The sequence below is a fragment of the Streptomyces sp. NRRL WC-3605 genome (assembly GCF_001509795.1).
Lineage (GTDB): Bacteria > Actinomycetota > Actinomycetes > Streptomycetales > Streptomycetaceae > Streptomyces > Streptomyces viridochromogenes.
The window spans coordinates 1-15,990 of record NZ_LLZN01000081.1; the positions used below are offsets into that span (position 1 = coordinate 1).

Annotated in this window: 16 protein-coding genes; 5 read left to right on the plus strand and 11 right to left on the minus strand. The window is 74.6% G+C overall.

Annotation, left to right across the window (positions count from 1 at the left end; genetic code table 11):
• The 6 genes from ADL34_RS27215 to ADL34_RS27240 all read right to left on the minus strand — a co-directional run.
• The coding region (locus tag ADL34_RS27215) for a hypothetical protein (RefSeq protein ID WP_063892368.1) at window positions 1-648 on the minus strand (648 nt) is incomplete at its 3' end.
• Between the two features lie 136 nt (window positions 649-784).
• Window positions 785-1,582: a type III pantothenate kinase gene (locus ADL34_RS27220; RefSeq protein WP_055624689.1), complete on the minus strand. Its 798-nt coding sequence runs from the start codon at window positions 1,580-1,582 to the stop codon at window positions 785-787.
• An 8-nt stretch (window positions 1,583-1,590) separates the two neighbouring features.
• Window positions 1,591-2,562 (minus strand): carboxylating nicotinate-nucleotide diphosphorylase, encoded by a 972-nt coding sequence (gene nadC / locus ADL34_RS27225; protein ID WP_062673205.1) that lies wholly within the window; start codon window positions 2,560-2,562, stop codon window positions 1,591-1,593.
• Window positions 2,563-2,567: 5 nt separating this feature from the next.
• A complete protein-coding gene (locus ADL34_RS27230) occupies window positions 2,568-4,277 on the minus strand; it encodes an L-aspartate oxidase (RefSeq protein WP_062673203.1) in 1,710 nt (569 codons plus the stop codon).
• On the minus strand, window positions 4,274-5,266 hold the full coding sequence (gene panC, locus ADL34_RS27235; RefSeq protein ID WP_062673201.1) for a pantoate--beta-alanine ligase: 993 nt from the start codon (window positions 5,264-5,266) through the stop codon (window positions 4,274-4,276). Before panC ends, ADL34_RS27230 begins: the two co-directional genes overlap by 4 nt.
• The gene (locus ADL34_RS27240) at window positions 5,263-6,192 is read right to left on the minus strand and encodes a Rossmann-like and DUF2520 domain-containing protein (protein WP_062673199.1); all 930 of its coding nucleotides are present in this window, start codon (window positions 6,190-6,192) and stop codon (window positions 5,263-5,265) included. The genes panC and ADL34_RS27240 overlap by 4 nt, the downstream gene beginning before the upstream one ends.
• A gap of 193 nt (window positions 6,193-6,385) precedes the next feature.
• Between ADL34_RS27240 and ADL34_RS27245 the strand changes: the two genes are divergently transcribed.
• Entirely contained in the window at window positions 6,386-7,567 is a 1,182-nt protein-coding gene (locus tag ADL34_RS27245) for a threonine aldolase family protein (RefSeq protein WP_062673197.1), read from the plus strand.
• Between the two features lie 87 nt (window positions 7,568-7,654).
• Here the strand turns inward: ADL34_RS27245 and ADL34_RS35850 are convergent, their stop codons facing one another.
• Window positions 7,655-7,852, minus strand: a complete 198-nt coding sequence (locus ADL34_RS35850) for a hypothetical protein (protein ID WP_062673195.1) — start codon at window positions 7,850-7,852, stop codon at window positions 7,655-7,657.
• Window positions 7,853-8,007: 155 nt separating this feature from the next.
• On the opposite strand from ADL34_RS35850, the gene ADL34_RS27255 reads away from it, so the two are divergent.
• Window positions 8,008-9,111, plus strand: a complete 1,104-nt coding sequence (locus tag ADL34_RS27255; RefSeq protein ID WP_062673193.1) for a DUF5937 family protein — start codon at window positions 8,008-8,010, stop codon at window positions 9,109-9,111.
• Between the two features lie 24 nt (window positions 9,112-9,135).
• Here ADL34_RS27255 and ADL34_RS27260 read toward each other — a convergent pair whose 3' ends face one another.
• The 3 genes from ADL34_RS27260 to ADL34_RS27270 all read right to left on the minus strand — a co-directional run bounded on the left by ADL34_RS27260 (window position 9,136) and on the right by ADL34_RS27270 (window position 11,747).
• The gene (locus ADL34_RS27260; RefSeq protein ID WP_062673192.1) at window positions 9,136-9,768 is read right to left on the minus strand and encodes an AAA family ATPase; all 633 of its coding nucleotides are present in this window, start codon (window positions 9,766-9,768) and stop codon (window positions 9,136-9,138) included.
• Between the two features lie 24 nt (window positions 9,769-9,792).
• On the minus strand, window positions 9,793-10,464 hold the full coding sequence (locus ADL34_RS27265) for a response regulator transcription factor (RefSeq protein ID WP_062673189.1): 672 nt from the start codon (window positions 10,462-10,464) through the stop codon (window positions 9,793-9,795).
• 65 nt (window positions 10,465-10,529) lie between these two features.
• Window positions 10,530-11,747, minus strand: a complete 1,218-nt coding sequence (locus tag ADL34_RS27270) for a sensor histidine kinase (RefSeq protein ID WP_062673187.1) — start codon at window positions 11,745-11,747, stop codon at window positions 10,530-10,532.
• Window positions 11,748-11,891: 144 nt separating this feature from the next.
• Here ADL34_RS27270 and ADL34_RS27275 point away from each other — a divergent pair, with 144 nt between their 5' ends.
• The gene (locus tag ADL34_RS27275; protein ID WP_062673185.1) at window positions 11,892-12,902 is read left to right on the plus strand and encodes an SAM-dependent methyltransferase; all 1,011 of its coding nucleotides are present in this window, start codon (window positions 11,892-11,894) and stop codon (window positions 12,900-12,902) included.
• 15 nt (window positions 12,903-12,917) lie between these two features.
• Here the strand turns inward: ADL34_RS27275 and ADL34_RS27280 are convergent, their stop codons facing one another.
• Complete coding sequence (locus ADL34_RS27280; RefSeq protein WP_062673183.1) at window positions 12,918-14,069, minus strand: NADH-quinone oxidoreductase subunit D; 1,152 nt, start codon at window positions 14,067-14,069, stop codon at window positions 12,918-12,920.
• 31 nt (window positions 14,070-14,100) lie between these two features.
• On the opposite strand from ADL34_RS27280, the gene ADL34_RS27285 reads away from it, so the two are divergent.
• On the plus strand, window positions 14,101-14,619 hold the full coding sequence (locus ADL34_RS27285) for a PH domain-containing protein (protein ID WP_062673181.1): 519 nt from the start codon (window positions 14,101-14,103) through the stop codon (window positions 14,617-14,619).
• Window positions 14,616-15,950 (plus strand): PH domain-containing protein, encoded by a 1,335-nt coding sequence (locus ADL34_RS27290; RefSeq protein ID WP_062673180.1) that lies wholly within the window; start codon window positions 14,616-14,618, stop codon window positions 15,948-15,950. Before ADL34_RS27285 ends, ADL34_RS27290 begins: the two co-directional genes overlap by 4 nt.
• Window positions 15,951-15,990: the final 40 nt, after the last annotated feature.

Sequence of the window (15,990 nt, forward strand, 5' to 3'; positions counted from 1 at the left end):
GGGGAAGACCTCGCCGGGGGTGGGGATGGGGCGGCCCGGCTTCGGGGCCGCGGGCTCCCGGCCGGGCGAGGGAGCCGGGGCGGCCGGCTTGTCCGCGGGCCGCTTGCGGGCCGGCTTCGCGGGCTCGTCCCCGGCGGCCTGGGCGGGCAGGGTGACGGTCGCGTCCTGGAGGCCCCCGGGAAGGGCCTGGAGGCGTGCACGGGACGCCGGGATGAGCGGCCTGACCGAGGCGACCGGAGCGGCGGCGGGAGGCGCCGGGAGGGCCACCACGTCCATCGCGGTCCGGGGGCGGCAGCGGTCCAGCAGGGCGGCCGCGACGCTGTTGCCGCGCAGGGCCCCGAGAGCGGCGAGGTCGTCGGCGGTGGGCCGGTGCCCGGCGTCCAGGGCCTCCGCCAGGAGGGCGAGGTAGCCCGTCGCGCTGCCGGGCAGGGCGGCGCGGTAGCGGGCGAGGTCGTCCAGCAGGAAGGCGCGCTGCCGTGCGCCCTCGCGGATCGCCTCGTCGAGCGACCCGGCGAGGTGGAGACAGTCCTGGACGTCTTCGGCCGAGGCGGGGCCGGCGTGGAGGGCGAGGGCGAGGGCGCGGCGGAGCACACGCAGCTCCTCCGCACCGAAGGCCATGCCGCCGAGGGATCCGTAGGGCGTGGGCATGCCCGCGACGATACGCGCTAATCGGACAATCCCGGCATAGGGGAATGGGTGTCGCCGGGGAGACACCCGGCTGGAGGTGCACCGGGACGACCGGGCTCACCAGGGCCGATACGGCGGACCGGCCCTGGTGGCGGCGTCAGCTCCGGGCGACGTTGCGCTCGTAGACCAGGCGGAGCCCGATCAGGGTCAGCCACGGCTCGTGCTCGTCGATGACGGTGCTCTCCCCGAGCACCGTCGGCGCCAGCCCGCCCGTGGCGATCACCGTCACGTCGTCGGGGTCGTCCGCGAGCTCGCGCGCCATCCGGGTGACGACCCCGTCGACCTGGCCCGCGAAGCCGTAGACGATGCCCGACTGCATCGCCGCGACCGTGTTCTTGCCGATCACGGTCCGGGGGCGGGCCACCTCGATCTTCCGCAGCTGCGCGGCCTTGACCCCGAGCGCCTCCACCGAGATCTCGATACCGGGCGCGATCACGCCGCCGACGTACTCCCCGCGCGCGGAGACCGCGTCGAACGTGGTCGCCGTGCCGAAGTCGACGACGATCGCCGGGCCGCCGTACAGCTCGTTCGCCGCGACCGCGTTGATGATGCGGTCGGCGCCGACCTCCTTGGGGTTGTCGAACTGGATCGGCACGCCGGTCTTCACACCCGGCTCGACGAGGACGGCGGGGACGTCGCCGTAGTAGCGGCGGGTCACCTCGCGCAGCTCGTGCAGGACCGACGGGACGGTCGCGCAGATGGCGATGCCGTCGATCCCGTCGCCCAGTTCGTCACCGAGGAGCGGGTGCATGCCCATCAGGCCCTGCAGGAGGACCGCGAGCTCGTCGGCGGTGCGGCGCGCGTCCGTGGAGATGCGCCAGTGCTCGACGATGTCCTCGCCGTCGAAGAGGCCGAGGACGGTGTGGGTGTTGCCTACGTCGATCGTGAGCAGCATGCCGGTACCTACTCCGCCGCGCGCAGGTCCAGGCCGATGTCCAGGATCGGCGAGGAGTGGGTGAGGGCGCCGACCGCGAGGTAGTCAACGCCGGTGTTCGCGTACGCCGCGGCGTTGTCCAGGGTCAGCCGGCCGGACGCCTCCAGGGCGGCGCGGCCGTCGACCAGCGCGACGGCCTCCTCGCACTCGCCCGGCGTGAAGTTGTCCAGCAGGATCAGGTCGGCTCCGGCGTCCACGACCTCGCGGAGCTGGTGCAGGGTGTCGACCTCGACCTCGATCGGCACCTCGGGGAAGGCCTCGCGGACCGCCTTGAAGGCCTGCGCCACCCCGCCCGCCGCGACGACGTGGTTGTCCTTGACCAGGGCCGCGTCCGACAGGGACATGCGGTGGTTGACGCCGCCGCCGCAGCGCACCGCGTACTTCTCCAGCGCGCGCAGGCCCGGCGTCGTCTTGCGGGTGTCGCGGACCTGGGCCCTGGTGCCGTCCAGGGCGTCCGCCCACGCGCGCGTGGCCGTCGCGATGCCCGACAGGCGGCACAGGATGTTCAGCGCGCTGCGCTCGGCGGTCAGCAGGTCGCGGGTGCGGGTGGTCACGGACAGGAGCTTCTGCCCTGCCGTGATCCGGTCGCCGTCCTCGACGTGCCGCTCGACCTCGAACTCGTCCTCGCAGACGATCGAGAGGACCGCCTCGGCGACCCTGAGGCCGGCCACGACGCCGTCCTCGCGGGCGGCGAAGTCGGCGGTGGCGACGGCGTCCTCGGGGATGGTCGCGACCGTCGTCACGTCCACGCCGCCGGCGAGGTCCTCCTGGAGGGCCACGTTGGCGATGTCCTCGACCTCGACGGGGTCGAGACCCGCGTCGGCGAGGAGCTGGGCGAGCGCGGGGTCGAGCCCGCACTCCAGGTACTCCTCGCCGGCGCCGCAGGCGCAGTCGTCGCCGCAGCCGCCGTTCGAGGCGAGGGGAAGGTCGGGGGTGGTCACTGCTGTCACTGCTCCTGGGGCCGGGTCGGGGGGAGGTCTGCGGTGTCGGTGGTGTGCACGGCCAGTGTGCGGTCGGGGTTCAGGCGTACGACGATGTGGCGCCGCCAGGCCGTGTCGTCGCGGTCGGGCCGGTCCTCGCGCCAGTGGCAGCCCCGGGTCTCCTGGCGCATCCGGGCGGCGGCCACCAGGGCGCGCGCCACGCACAGCAGATTCGTGGCCTCCCAGGTGTCGACGCCGGGCTCGGCGGTCTTGCCGTTCTCCAGGAGGGCGTCGCGGGCCTCGGCGCGCAGCCGCTCGATCCGCTCGGCGGCCTCGGTGAGGGACGCCTCGGAGCGCAGCACGCCGGCGCCGTCGGTCATGATCCGCTGGATCGCGAAGCGGGCCTCGGGCGCGAGCAGGGGATGCTCGGGCGTCCCCGGGTACGGCACGGGCTGCGGCACGCGCGCGGGGAGGCCGTCGGCGGCGCGGGCCCCGGCGATGTCGGCGGCGATCCGCTCGGCGTAGACGAGCCCTTCGAGGAGCGAGTTCGAGGCGAGGCGGTTGGCGCCGTGCACGCCGGTGCAGGCCACCTCGCCGCACGCGTACAGGCCGGGGACCGTCGTACGGCCCCGGGGGTCGGTGCGCACGCCGCCCGAGGCGTAGTGGGCGGCCGGGGCGACCGGGATGGGCGCGGTGACGGGGTCGATGCCGTGCGCGCGGCAGGCGGCCAGGATCGTCGGGAAGCGGTGCTCCCACATCTCGGCGCCGAAGTGCCGGGCGTCCAGGAACATGTGCTCCGCGCCCTGCTCCTGCATCCGCCGCGTGATGCCCTTGGCGACGATGTCCCGGGGCGCGAGCTCCGCCAGTTCGTGCTGCCCGACCATGAACCGCACGCCGTCGGCGTCGACCAGGTGGGCGCCCTCACCGCGGACCGCCTCGGAGACCAGCGGCTGCTGGCCCTCCGCCTCCGGTCCGAGGAAGAGGACGGTCGGGTGGAACTGCACGAACTCCAGGTCGCTGACCTCGGCGCCCGCGCGCAGCGCCAGGGCCACGCCGTCGCCGGTGGACACGGACGGGTTCGTCGTCGCCGAGAAGACCTGGCCCATGCCGCCGGTCGCCAGGACCACGGCGGGCGCGTGCACCGCGCCCACGCCGTCGTGCTGGCCCTCGCCCATGACGTGCAGGGTGACGCCGGCGGTACGGCCCTCGGCGTCGGTGAGGAGGTCGAGCACCAGCGCGTTCTCGACGGTGCGCAGGCCACGCGCGCGGACGGCCTCGACCAGGGCGCGGGAGATCTCCGCGCCGGTCGCGTCACCGCCCGCGTGGGCGATGCGGCGGCGGTGGTGGCCGCCCTCGCGGGTGAGCTCCAGCTCGCCCTCGGAGGACTCGTCGAAGTGGGCGCCGGTCTCGATCAGCCGGCGGACGGCGTCGGGTCCCTCGGTGACGAGGATGCGCACGGCCTCCTCGTCGCACAGCCCGGCGCCGGCCACCAGGGTGTCGTCCAGGTGCTGCTCGGGGGTGTCGCCCTCGCCGAGCGCGGCGGCGATGCCGCCCTGGGCCCAGCGCGTCGAGCCGTCGTCCAGGCGTGCCTTGGTGACGACGACGGTGGCGAGGCCGGCCGCCTCGCAGCGCAGGGCGGCCGTCAGGCCCGCCACGCCGGAGCCGACGACCACGACGTCCGCGGAGATGGCCCATCCTGGCGCGGGCGCGTGCAGTCGTATGCCTGTGCTGGTCACGAGGCGGCTCCGAAGGTGAGGGTGATGTTGTCGATCAACCGGGTCGCGCCGACCCGGGCGGCGACGGCGAGGACGGCCTCGCCGGTGAAGTCGTCCCCGATCTCGGTGAAGTCGGACGGGTCGACGAGGGCGAGATAGTCCAGTTCGAGCGGCGGCGTGAGCCGGGCGGCCTCGTCCAGGACCAAACGGGCGGCGGCGCGGACGGCCGCTGCGGAGCCGGGGGTGGCCTTGGCGACGGCGTGCGCGTCGGCCGCGGCGCGGGACTCGCCGATGGCGCTGAGCGCTTCGGCACGCGCCCGCGTGGCGGGCACCTCGCGGGCCCGCGCGCGCAGCGCCTCCTGGGCCGCGTGCCGGTCGGCGCCGGCGAACAGCGCCTGCGACAGGGCGAGCGCGGTGCGCCGCTCCTTGGGCGAGAGGTAGCGGTTGCGGCTGGACAGCGCGAGGCCGTCCTCCTCGCGCACGGTCGGGACGCCGACGATCTCCACGGCGAAGTTCAGGTCGCGGACCATCCGGCGGATCAGCGCGAGCTGCTGGGCGTCCTTCTGCCCGTACAGGGCGACGTCCGGCCGGGTCAGGTGCAGCAGCTTGGCGACGACGGTGAGCATGCCGTCGAAGTGGCCGGGGCGGGAGGCGCCCTCCAGCCGCTCCCCCATGGGTCCCGCGGTGACCCGGACCTGGGGCTCGCCGCCCGGGTAGACCTCGTCGACGGCCGGGGCGAACACGACGTCCGCGTCCGCCCGCCCGGCGACCTCGACGTCGGCGTCCAGGGTGCGCGGGTAGCGGTCGAGGTCCTCGCCCGCGCCGAACTGGAGGGGGTTCACGAAGACGGTGACGACGACCTCGCCGTCCGGGCCGGCGATCCGGCGGGCGGAGCGGATCAGGGTCGCGTGGCCCTCGTGCAGGGCGCCCATCGTCATCACGACGGCACGGCGGCCCGTACGCACGCGCGCGTGCAGCTCGGCGGCGGTGCGCAGCAGGGTGGTGGTCATCGGGCCTCTCCCTCGGCGCCGTCGGTCCCGGTCGCGAGCACGTCGAGCAGGTCCTCGGCGAGCTCCGGTTTGAGCAGCCCGTGGGCCAGGGCGCGGTCGGCGGTGGCGCGGGCCATCGCCAGATAGCCGGCGACGGTCTGCGGGGCGTGCCGGCGCAGCTCGGTGACGTGCGCGGCGACGGTGCCCGCGTCGCCCCGCGCGACGGGGCCGGTCAGGGCGGCGTCGCCGGACCGCAGGGCGTTGTCCAGGGCGGCGCCGAGCAGCGGGCCCAGCATCCGGTCGGGGGCGGCCACGCCCGCCTCGCGGAGCAGCTCCATGGACTGGGCGACCAGGGTGACCAGGTGGTTCGCGCCGAGGGCGAGGGCCGCGTGGTAGAGCGGGCGCCGCTCCTCGGCGATCCACTCGGGCTCGCCGCCCATCTCGATGACGAGGGCCTCGGCGGCCAGCCGCAGCTCCTCCGGGGCGGTGACGCCGAAGGAGCAGCCGGCCAGGCGCTGGACGTCGACGGGGGTGCCGGTGAAGGTCATCGCCGGGTGCAGGGCCAGCGGCAGCGCGCCCGCGCGCAGAGCGGGGTCGAGGACCTTCGCGCCGTACCGCCCGGAGGTGTGCACGAGCAGCTGGCCGGGGCGGACCGCGCCGGTCTCGGCGAGCCCCTCGACCAGGCCGGGCAGCGCGTCGTCGGGCACGGTCAGCAGCACGAGCTCGGAGCGGGCCAGGACCTCGGCGGGCGGCACCAGCGGCACCCCGGGCAGCAGGTGCTCGGCGCGGCGCCGGGAGGCGTCGGAGACCCCCGAGGCGGCGACCGGGCGGTGGCCGGCCAGTTGCAGGGACGCGGCGAGCGCCGGGCCCACGCGGCCGGCGCCGACGACACCGACGGTGAGCCGCGCGGGGCGGTCCCTGGGATCCGGCTGTTGGCTTGTACTCACTCGACGGTGGCCTTCCGTTCCAGTCCGCTCGGGGTACCGGACGATTTCTCGTCATGTTAACGCGATTGGTTCCGGAGGGGCCCCGTCGTCCACAGGCTGTGGGCCATCGCACGCCCCTGGATCCGGGTGGGGGAGGCGACCGGTGCCGCTAATCCGGGTGCTCGCGCGCACCGCCGTACGGGATCATCCCCGGATGAGCGAAACGGAGCCGCGGCGCGGCCGCCCACAGGACGACATGTCGGACGAGGAACGCCGGGAACGGTTGCGCGAGCGGCGCATCACGGCCCAGCGCACCGCATCGCGCGTGCTCGCGCGCCACGGTTTCCAGCAGACCCTCCGGGAACGCCTGGCCCTGCTGGACGCGGCCCAGGACGTGTACGACCTGGACGAGCCGTCCGACGTCTACGGCAACCGCGTCGTCGAGGCGCTGGAGGCCAAGGTCGCCGGACTGCTCGGCATGGAGGCCGCCGCGTTCTTCCCGACCGGCACCATGGCCCAGCAGATCGCCCTGCGCTGCTGGGCGGGCCGCACCGGGAACCCGGCGGTCGCCCTGCACGCGCTGAGCCACCCCGAGGTGCACGAACGCGACGCGCTCAGCCAGGTCAGCGGCCTGCGTCCGGTGCGGGTGACGTCCGAGCCCCGGATGCCGACGGCCGCCGAGGTGCGCGACCTTCCGGAGCCCTTCGGGACGCTCATGCTCGAACTGCCCCTGCGGGAGCCCGGGTTCCTGCTGCCCACCTGGGACGAGCTGACCGAGGTCGTGGAGGCGGCGCGCGAACGGGACGCAGTGGTGCATTTCGACGGCGCCCGGCTGTGGGAGTCCACGGTCCGGCTCGGCCGCCCGCTCCACGAGATCGCGGGCCTGGCGGACAGCGTGTACGTGTCGTTCTACAAGTCGCTCGAAGCCTTCGGCGGCGCCGCCCTGGCCGGCCCCGGCACCTTGATCGAGGAGGCGAAGACCTGGCGGCACCGCTATGGCGGCCAGGTCTTCCAGCAGTTCCCCACCGCGCTGTCGGCACTGGTCGGCCTGGAGACGCGGCTGCCCAGGCTGCCCGAGTACGTCGCCCACGCGCGCGTGGTCGCCGCGGCTCTGCGCGAGGGGCTCGCGGCGGCCGGCGTGCCCTGGGCGCGGGTCCACCCCGAGCCGCCGCACACCCACCAGTTCCAGGTGTGGCTGCCGTACGGCGCCGACGTGCTCACGGAGGCCGCGGTCCGGCAGGCGGAGGAGACCGGGACGCTCCTGTTCGCCCGCGCGTGGGAGGCTGCCGGCCCCGGACTGGCCTTCACCGAGGTCGCCGTCGAGGCCGCCGGGCTCGACTGGTCGGCCGACGACGTACGGGAGGCCGTCGCCGGGTTCGCGGCACGGTTGCGGTAGGTCAGCAGCTGAGGGCTGTCCCGTAATCCCCGGCGGACGCGGATCACGGACAGCGCTCAGGTGCCCGGTGCGATCGACAGGACCCCCTCAGGCGTGCCGCCACCGGTCCAGAGCCCGCCGGACCGGGCCGCGGGCCGGGCGGCCCGCCAGGACGGCCCGGAACTCCCGCAGCTCGCGCATCTCGCGCAGCACCCGCCGGTCGTGGCTGCCCGGCGCCGGGGGCTCCGCCTCGCCGAGCCACCGCGCCCGGTGCGTGTCGAGGAGGTGGTCCTGGATGCTGCTCATGGCCGATCGCCCTCTCCCGGTCAGCGGGGCGGCGGGCGGCTCCGCGGCCCCTCCGGACATCCCAGCCTGCTCCGGGTCCGGGCCGCTGTCGCGTCGATTGACGGCCGCCGTCAATCGGCGGCCGCGTTGTCGGTGGCGGGGTGCACCATGAGGGCATGAGCGTGAGCATCGACATCGCGGGGCTGCGGCCGGAGAGGGTCGCCGTCGTGCCCTCCCCCCTCGCCGAGCTCGGCATGGCGCTGCACGCGCTGTCCGAGCCGGGGCACCACCCGGGCCTCCAGGGCTGGGTGACGGGCGTGACGGCCCGGCTCGACCCGCATCTGGCCGACCGGATGTGCGAGGCCGACTTCCTGTGGCGGACGACGTTCTCGGACCTGTTCCTGCCCTACGCGGGCGTCCCGGGCGGCGCCCTGCCCGGCGCGACGCTCGCCGAGGAGCTGGACCTGCTGGACAAGCTCTCCGACGAGCAGTTCGTGGACGCGGCCCTGGAGTTCACCTGCGCCCTGCCCTACGGCACACCGAGCCCGAGCGTCCTGGCCGACGCCGAGCTGTGCCGCCGCTCCCTGGAGCTGGCCGCCGCGCGGGGGCCGCAGCAGCTGCGGTTCACCAGGCGGCTGCTCGACGAGCCGGTGCTGATCCGGGCCTGGCTGCGGCAGTTCCTGGAGGACTGCGACGAGGCGTTCTTCGCCGACACCTGGTCCCGCCTGCGCCACCAGCTGACCGCCGACGCCCGCCGCAGGACCGACCTCCTGCGGCACAAGGGGCTGACCGAGGCGCTGACCTCGATCTCCGCCGCGGTGACGCTCGACGAGCGCGCGGGACGCGTCACCATCGACAAGCTCCGCCAGGGCCACAGCCTGATCAAGGACGGCAGTCTGCTGCTCGTGCCGACGAGTCTGGGCTGGCCGCATCTCACGGTGCTGCACCGGTACGGCTGGCAGCCCGTCCTGCACTACCCGGTCGGCTCCCCGGAGATCGCCTCCCCGCCGTCGGTCGGGCAGCTGACCCTGCGTATGACCGCGCTGTCCCACCCGGTGCGCATGCAGCTGTGCCGCAACCTCGCCCGCAGCACGTACACCACGAGCGAGCTGGTCCAGATCCACGGCATGTCCGCCCCGGAGATATCCCGGCACCTGGGCGTCCTCAAGAAGGCGGGCCTGATCACCACGCGCCGCCGGGGGCGGTACGTCCTCCACCAGCTGGACGTGACCGCGGTGGCCCGGCTCGGCAGCGACTTCCTCGAGGCGCTGCTGCGCTGACGGCGTCCGGGACCCGCGCCGCCCTCAGTCGAAGCGGATGTGCCGGATCCCGACCGCGGCCTGCCGCAGCCGTGTGCGGACCGCGCCCTCGTCGTTGGGCCGGAGCCTCAGCCCGGCCAGGACGGCGATCCGGTCCGCCGTCCTCGGCACACTCGTGTGGTCGGTCCACAGGTGCTCGGCGAACTCCGGCTCGCGCAGCCGCTCCAGGCAGTGGTCGAGCCGGGACACCGCCCAGCTCTCCCGGCGCGGCGCGGCGCCCTTCCCGGCGACGTACTGCGCCAGATGCCGGAAGCCGCGCTCGCGCAGGCGCCTGAGGACGGTCTCGCGCTCGGCGAGGAGCGTGAAGTGCCGGACGTCGTGGCCCAGTTCCCCGAGCCGGCCCACGGTTTCGGCGAAGTAGCCCGGGTGCGTGACGGTCATCGGCGCGATGACCACGCCGTCGTGCCGGGTGAGAGCCAGGTCGAGGACCTCGACGACACCCTGCCGCCAGGCGGCCAGATCCTGGAAGTCCCCTCGCAGCTCCGGCGGGAGCATGCGCCGCAGGCCGAACCCGGCGTGCTCGGGGTCGCAGACGACGCTGCCGGGGAGCCGGCGCCGGATCTCGTGTGCGGTCTGTGTCTTGCCGCCCCCGAAGGGGCCGTTGATCCACAGGAGCATGCGCGGTCCCTGGTGGGGCCGGGCTCAGCCGTGCCCGCCCGCGCGTACGAGACCCGTCTCGTACGCCAGGACGACCACCTGCACGCGGTCGCGCAGGCCGAGCTTGGTCAGGATGCGGCCGACGTGGGTCTTCACGGTGGCCTCGGACAGCACCAGCCGGGCCGCGATCTCGCCGTTGGACAGGCCCTGCGCGACCAGCACCATGACCTCGCGCTCCCGGTCGGTGAGCCGCTCCAGCTCCTTGTGCTTCGGCTCCCCGCCGGTGGAGGGCAGCATGGGCGCGAACCGGTCCAGCAGCCGCCGGGTCGTCGACGGGGCCACCACGGCGTCGCCGCTGTGCACCGCGCGGATCGCGCCGAGGAGTTCCGCGGGCGGCACGTCCTTCAGCATGAACCCGGAGGCTCCGGCCTTCAGCCCCGAGAACGCGTACTCGTCGAGGTCGAAGGTGGTCAGGATCAGCACCTTGGGCGGCTCGGGCTCCGAGCAGATGCGGCGGGTGGTCTCCACGCCGTCCAGCTTCGGCATGCGGACGTCCATGAGGACGACGTCGACGGCGGTCGAGCGCAGCACCTGGAGGGCCTCGACGCCGTCCCCCGCCTCCGCGACGACCTCCATGTCCGGCTGGGCGGCGAGCACCATCCGGAACCCGGTGCGCAGCAGCACCTGGTCGTCGACGAGCATCACGCGGATCGCCATCGGGTCCTCTTCCGTGTCCTTCGGGCCCGGTTCCTCCGGGTCCCTACGAGTGTGCCGGGGCCGTGTCAGTGGGCCGGTTTCAGCGGCAGCAGCGCGCTGATGCGGAATCCTCCGCCCGGTCGCGGCCCGGCGTCCAGGGTTCCGCCGACCATGCCGACCCGCTCGCGCATGCCGATCAGGCCGTGCCCCTGGCCGTCGGCGCCGCCGTCCTCGTACAGCTCGTGCGGGGCGCCCTTGCCGTCGTCCTCGACGAGCAGCCCGAGGCCGTCGTCGAAGTAGACCAGGCGCACGCTGGCCCCGGCGTTGGGCCCGCCGTGCTTGCGGGTGTTGGTGAGCGCCTCCTGCACAATGCGGTACGCCGTGAGCTCGACGCCGCTGGGCAGCGGGCGCGGGGTGCCCTCGACCTTGAAGTCGACGGGGAGCCCGGAGCTGCGGCACTGCTCGACGAGCTCGTCGATCTGCTCCACGTCGGGCTGCGGGACGTACTCGCCGGTCTCCTGGTGCTCGCCGGTGCGCAGCACGCCGAGCAGGCGGCGCATCTCGGCGAGGGCCTGCCGGCCCGTGGAGGAGATGGTCTCCAGGGCCTTCTTGGCCTGGTCGGGGGCGGCGTCGAGGACGTAGGCGGCGCCGTCGGCCTGCACCACCATCACGGAGACGTTGTGCGCGACGACGTCGTGCAGCTCGCGCGCGATACGGGCGCGTTCGGCGGCGACCGCGACCTTCGCCTGGGCCTCGCGCTCCTTCTCCAGCCGGGTCGCGCGCTCCTCCAGCTGCTCGTAGTAGGCGCGGCGGGTGCGGATGGAGTCGCCGAGCACCCAGGCGAGCGCGAAGGGGACCGTGAGGAAGATGATCAACGCGATGTTGCTCAGGACGGTGGCCTCCTGCTCCGGCCACCGCAGCTGGGACAGCGGCGCCGCGCACAGGCCCGCGCCCAGCGCGAGCCGGGAGGCCCAGCGGACGCCGGTCGCGGCGACCGTGTAGGTGATCACCAGGAAGGCGAAGTTCGACGGCGTGGTCGCCACGTCCAGCACGAGTTGCAGCAGCCCGACGCCGATGGCCAGCAGCAGCATCTTCTCCGGCATCCGCCGGCGCAGCGCGATCACCAGCGACAGCAGCAGGAGGACGGGGACGATGACGGCCTCGGACCCGGTGCCCTGTCCGCCCGCCTGCCCGCCCTCCGGCCGGACGGCCACACTCACCGCGGAGATCCCGAACAGGAGGACGGCCCAGAAGGTGTCGACCCCGGTCGGGTGCCTGCGGAGGAAGTCATAGAGGCGCTGCACGTAACCCAGCGTAGGGACCCCAGATGCGTGCAAGGGTCAACCGGAGGGCCGATCCGCACCCCGCGCGCGTACTCCGCAAGGTGGAGGGCCCGCTCTCCTGTGCGCACGAGAACGCCCGGCTCGCACAGCCTTTAGCCTGGGCCGGTGGCAGAGGCGGCAGGCGGATGGCAGGGGTGGCGGGCGGCGGCGGAGTCCGCCCTGTACGGGCCGGAGGGCTTCTACCGCCGCCCGGAGGGGCCGGCCGGGCACTTCCGGACGTCCGTGCACGCGTCGCCGCTCTACGCGGCCGCCGTGGCCCGGCTGCTGTGCCGGGTGGACGAGGCCCTGGGGCGGCCCGAGGCCCTGGACCTGGTCGACATGGCGGCGGGCCGGGGTGAGCTGGTGACCGGGGTGCTGGCCGCGCTCCCCGCCGAGGTGGCGGCCCGCACGCGCGCGTACGCCGTGGAGATCGCCGCCCGCCCGCCGGGCCTGGACCCCCGGATCACGTGGCTGGCCGAGCCCCCGCGTCGGGTCACGGGACTGCTGTTCGCCAACGAGTGGCTGGACAACGTCCCGGTGGAGGTCGCCGAGGTGGACTCCGCCGGGGTGCCGCGCCGGGTGCTGGTCCGGCGGGACGGCACCGAACGCCTCGGGGACCCGGTGACCGGCGCCGAGGCGCGGTGGCTCGCCCGCTGGTGGCCGCTGCCCGAGGAGGGCGGCGAGGGGCTGCGCGCCGAGATCGGGCTGCCCCGGGACGAGGCGTGGGCCGCCGTGGCCGGGACGCTCCAGCGGGGCCTGGCGGTCGCCGTGGACTACGCCCACACGCGCCGGTCGCGACCCCCGTTCGGCACGCTCACGGGCTTCCGGGACGGGCGGGAGACGGCCCCCGTGCCGGACGGCTCGTGCGATCTCACCGCCCATGTGGCGCTGGACGCGTGCGCGCTGCCCGGCGCCCGACTGCTCTCCCAGCGCGAGGCACTGCGCGCCCTCGGCATCACCGGCGCACGCCCCTCACTGGAACTTGCCCCCACCCGCCCCGCCGCATACGTGCGCGCCCTCGCGAGCGCCGGTGAGGCCGCCGAGCTGACGGCGACGGGCGGGCTCGGCGACTTCGGCTGGCTGCTCCAGCCGGCCGGCGTCCCGGACGTGCTGGACACGGGGACGGGCGAAGCGTGACGGACCCGCGCCGGACTACTTGTCGATGTCCCCGACCACGAAGAACATCGACCCCAGGATCGCGACCATGTCGGCGACCAGCGTCCCCGGCAGCAGCTCCACGAGCGCCTGGATGTTGTTGTAGGAGGCCGAGCGCAGCTTCAGCCGGTACGGCGTCTTCTCGCCCTTGCTGACCAGGTAGTAGCCGTTGATGCCGAGGGGGTTCTCGGTCCACGCGTACGTGTGCCCCTCGGGCGCCTTCAGCACCTTGGGCAGCCGCTGGTTGATCGGCCCGGGCGCCAGCTCCGCGATCCGGTCGAGGCAGGCGTCCGCGAGGTCGAGGGAGTTGTGCGTCTGTTCCAGCAGGCACTCGAACCGGGCGAGGCAGTCGCCCTCCTCGCGGGTCACCACCTTCAGGACGTCCCCGAGTTCGCCGTAGGCCAGGTACGGCTCGTCCCGGCGCAGGTCGAGGTCGACGCCCGAGGCGCGCGCGATCGGCCCGCTCACGCCGTACGCGTGCACGGCCTCGGGCGAGAGGGCGCCCACGCCCCGGGTGCGCCCGCGGAAGATCTCGTTGCCGAGGACCAGGTCGTCGAACCGGTCCATGCGCGAGCGCACGTCGGCGACGGCGGCACGCGCGCGCGTGGTCCACCCGGCCGGAAGGTCCTCCTTGAGGCCGCCCACGCGGTTGAACATGTAGTGCATGCGCCCGCCGGAGACCTCCTCCATGACGTGCTGGAGTTCCTCGCGCTCGCTGAAGGCGTAGAAGATCGGCGTGATCCCGCCCAGCTCCAGCGGGTACGACCCGAGGAACATCAGGTGGTTGAGGACGCGGTTCAGCTCCGCCAGCAGCGTCCGCGTCCACACGGCGCGCTCCGGCACCTCCATGCCGAGCATGCGCTCCACGGCGAGGACGACGCCCAGCTCGTTGGAGAAGGCCGACAGCCAGTCGTGGCGGTTGGCGAGCATGATGATCTGGCGGTAGTCACGGGCCTCGAAGAGCTTCTCCGCGCCGCGGTGCATGTAGCCGATCACGGGCTCGGCGCTCGTGATGCGCTCGCCGTCCAGGACGAGCTTGAGGCGCAGCACACCGTGCGTCGAGGGGTGCTGGGGGCCGATGTTGAGCACCATGTCGGTGCTCTCCGCGGCGCCGCCGATACCGACCATGGTCTCCGTCGTAGGAGTCATGGCCCCAGTCTCCCCTACGTACGCTGGCCCCATGGAGACGGGGAGCCCGAAGGACACGGGAATCACGCGGGACGCGCGCACGGGGGACGAGCCGGTGTGGACCGCGCTGCCGCCGGGGCTGCTGCGGATGCGCCGGCTGCTGCTGGTGGTGTGGCTGGGGCTGCTGACGGCCGGCCTGGGCGTGCTGCTCGGCTGGCTCGCCGGGCCCGGCTGGGCGGCGTTCGCCGCGCTGCCGCTCGCGCTCATGGCGTGGGGCTGGGTGATGCTCGGCCGCAACTGGCGTTCCTGGCGCTACGCCGAGCGCGCCGACGACCTGCTGATCAGCCGGGGCGTGCTGTGGCGCGAGGAGACCGTCGTGCCGTACGGCCGCATGCAGCTGGTGGAGGTCACCTCCGGGCCGGTGGAACGTCACTTCGGGCTGGCCAGCGTGCAGCTGCACACGGCCGCCGCCGCGACCGACGCCGCCATCCCCGGCCTCGACCCGGCCGAGGCGGAACGGCTGCGCGACCGGCTCACCGAGCTGGGCGAGGCCCGATCGGCGGGCCTGTGACGTCCCCGGGCGTCGACGACGCCATACGCGAGGCCCGGCCCGTGTCGGAGCGCCGGCTGCACCCCGTGACGCCGCTCAGGCGCGCGTGGGCGCCCGTCGCCGTGCTCATCGGGTGGGCGGTGCACGACCCCGACCAGGCGCAGCGCCAGCTGACCCGGCTGACGACCACGACCCTGCTGATCGCGCTCGCCGTGCTGGTCCCGGCCGCCGCCCTGTACGGCTTCCTCACCTGGTGGTACACACACTTCGCCGTCACCGACAGCGAACTGCGCATCCGTACGGGCCTGGTGTTCCGGCGCACCGCGCACATCCGGCTGGAGCGCATCCAGGCCGTCGACGTCACCCAGCCGCTCCTCGCGCGCGTGGCGGGCGTCGCCAAGCTGAAACTGGACGTCGTCGGCGCGGACAAGAAGGACGAGCTCGCCTTCCTCGGGGCGGAGGAGGCGCGCGCCCTGCGCGCGGAACTCCTCGCGCGCGCCGCCGGGTTCGCGCCGGAGACCGCGCACGAGGTGGGCGAGGCCCCCTCCCGGGAGCTGCTGCGGGTGCCGCCGCGCGTCCTCGCCGTCTCCCTCGTCCTGACCGGCGCGACCTGGGGCTCGCTGGCCGCCGCACTCATCGTGCCGACCGTGCTGTGGCTGGTCACGGAGAGCGCGTGGACGGTCCTCGCCACCGCCGTCCCGCTGGTCGGCGCGGCGGGCGCGGCCAGCGTCGGACGGTTCGTCACCGAGTACGACTGGACGGTGGGCGAGTCGCCGGACGGACTGCGCCTCGACCACGGTCTGCTCGACCGCGCCCACGAGACGGTGCCGCCGGGCCGGGTGCAGACCGTACGGCTGGTGGAGCCGCTGCTGTGGCGGCGGCGCGGCTGGGTGCGGGTGGAGCTGGACGTGGCGGGCTCGTCCAACTCGGTGCTGCTGCCGGTCGCCCCGCGCGAGATCGCCGAGTCGGTCGTCGCACGGGTGCTGCCCGGGGTGACCGTGCCGCCGCGGGAGGACCTGGCGCGTCCGCCCCGGCGCGCGGGCCGGTGTGTGCCGCTGTGGTGGCGCGGGCACGGACTGGCGGTGACGGACACGGTGTTCGCGGCCCGCTCGGGTCTGCTGAGCCGCAGCCTGGCCCTCGTCCCGCACGCCAAGGTGCAGAGCGTACGGCTCACCCAGGGACCCTGGGAGCGGTGCTGGAACGTCGCCGACGTGCACGTGGACACCGGTGCCGGCAAGACCGTCTCCGCGCGGCTCAGGGACGCCGGGGAGGCCGCGGAGCTGCTGCGGACGCAGGCCGAGCGGTCCCGCACGGGACGCCGGGACGCGCGGCCGGACCGCTGGATGGCGTGAGAAGCACGAAGGGGCGCCGGGGGCCCTCGTCCCCGGCGCC

Excerpts from the sequence above, each read along its gene's own strand:
- ADL34_RS27220 (WP_055624689.1), bottom strand. The coding sequence starts at position 1,582 with ATGCTGCTCACGATCGACGTAGGCAACACCCACACCGTCCTCGGCCTC.
- panC (WP_062673201.1), bottom strand. The coding sequence starts at position 5,266 with ATGACCACCACCCTGCTGCGCACCGCCGCCGAGCTGCACGCGCGCGTG.
- ADL34_RS27245 (WP_062673197.1), top strand. The coding sequence starts at position 6,386 with ATGAGCGAAACGGAGCCGCGGCGCGGCCGCCCACAGGACGACATGTCG.
- ADL34_RS35850 (WP_062673195.1), bottom strand. The coding sequence starts at position 7,852 with ATGAGCAGCATCCAGGACCACCTCCTCGACACGCACCGGGCGCGGTGG.
- ADL34_RS27255 (WP_062673193.1), top strand. The coding sequence starts at position 8,008 with ATGAGCGTGAGCATCGACATCGCGGGGCTGCGGCCGGAGAGGGTCGCC.
- ADL34_RS27260 (WP_062673192.1), bottom strand. The coding sequence starts at position 9,768 with ATGCTCCTGTGGATCAACGGCCCCTTCGGGGGCGGCAAGACACAGACC.
- ADL34_RS27265 (WP_062673189.1), bottom strand. The coding sequence starts at position 10,464 with ATGGCGATCCGCGTGATGCTCGTCGACGACCAGGTGCTGCTGCGCACC.
- ADL34_RS27280 (WP_062673183.1), bottom strand. The coding sequence starts at position 14,069 with ATGACTCCTACGACGGAGACCATGGTCGGTATCGGCGGCGCCGCGGAG.
- ADL34_RS27285 (WP_062673181.1), top strand. The coding sequence starts at position 14,101 with ATGGAGACGGGGAGCCCGAAGGACACGGGAATCACGCGGGACGCGCGC.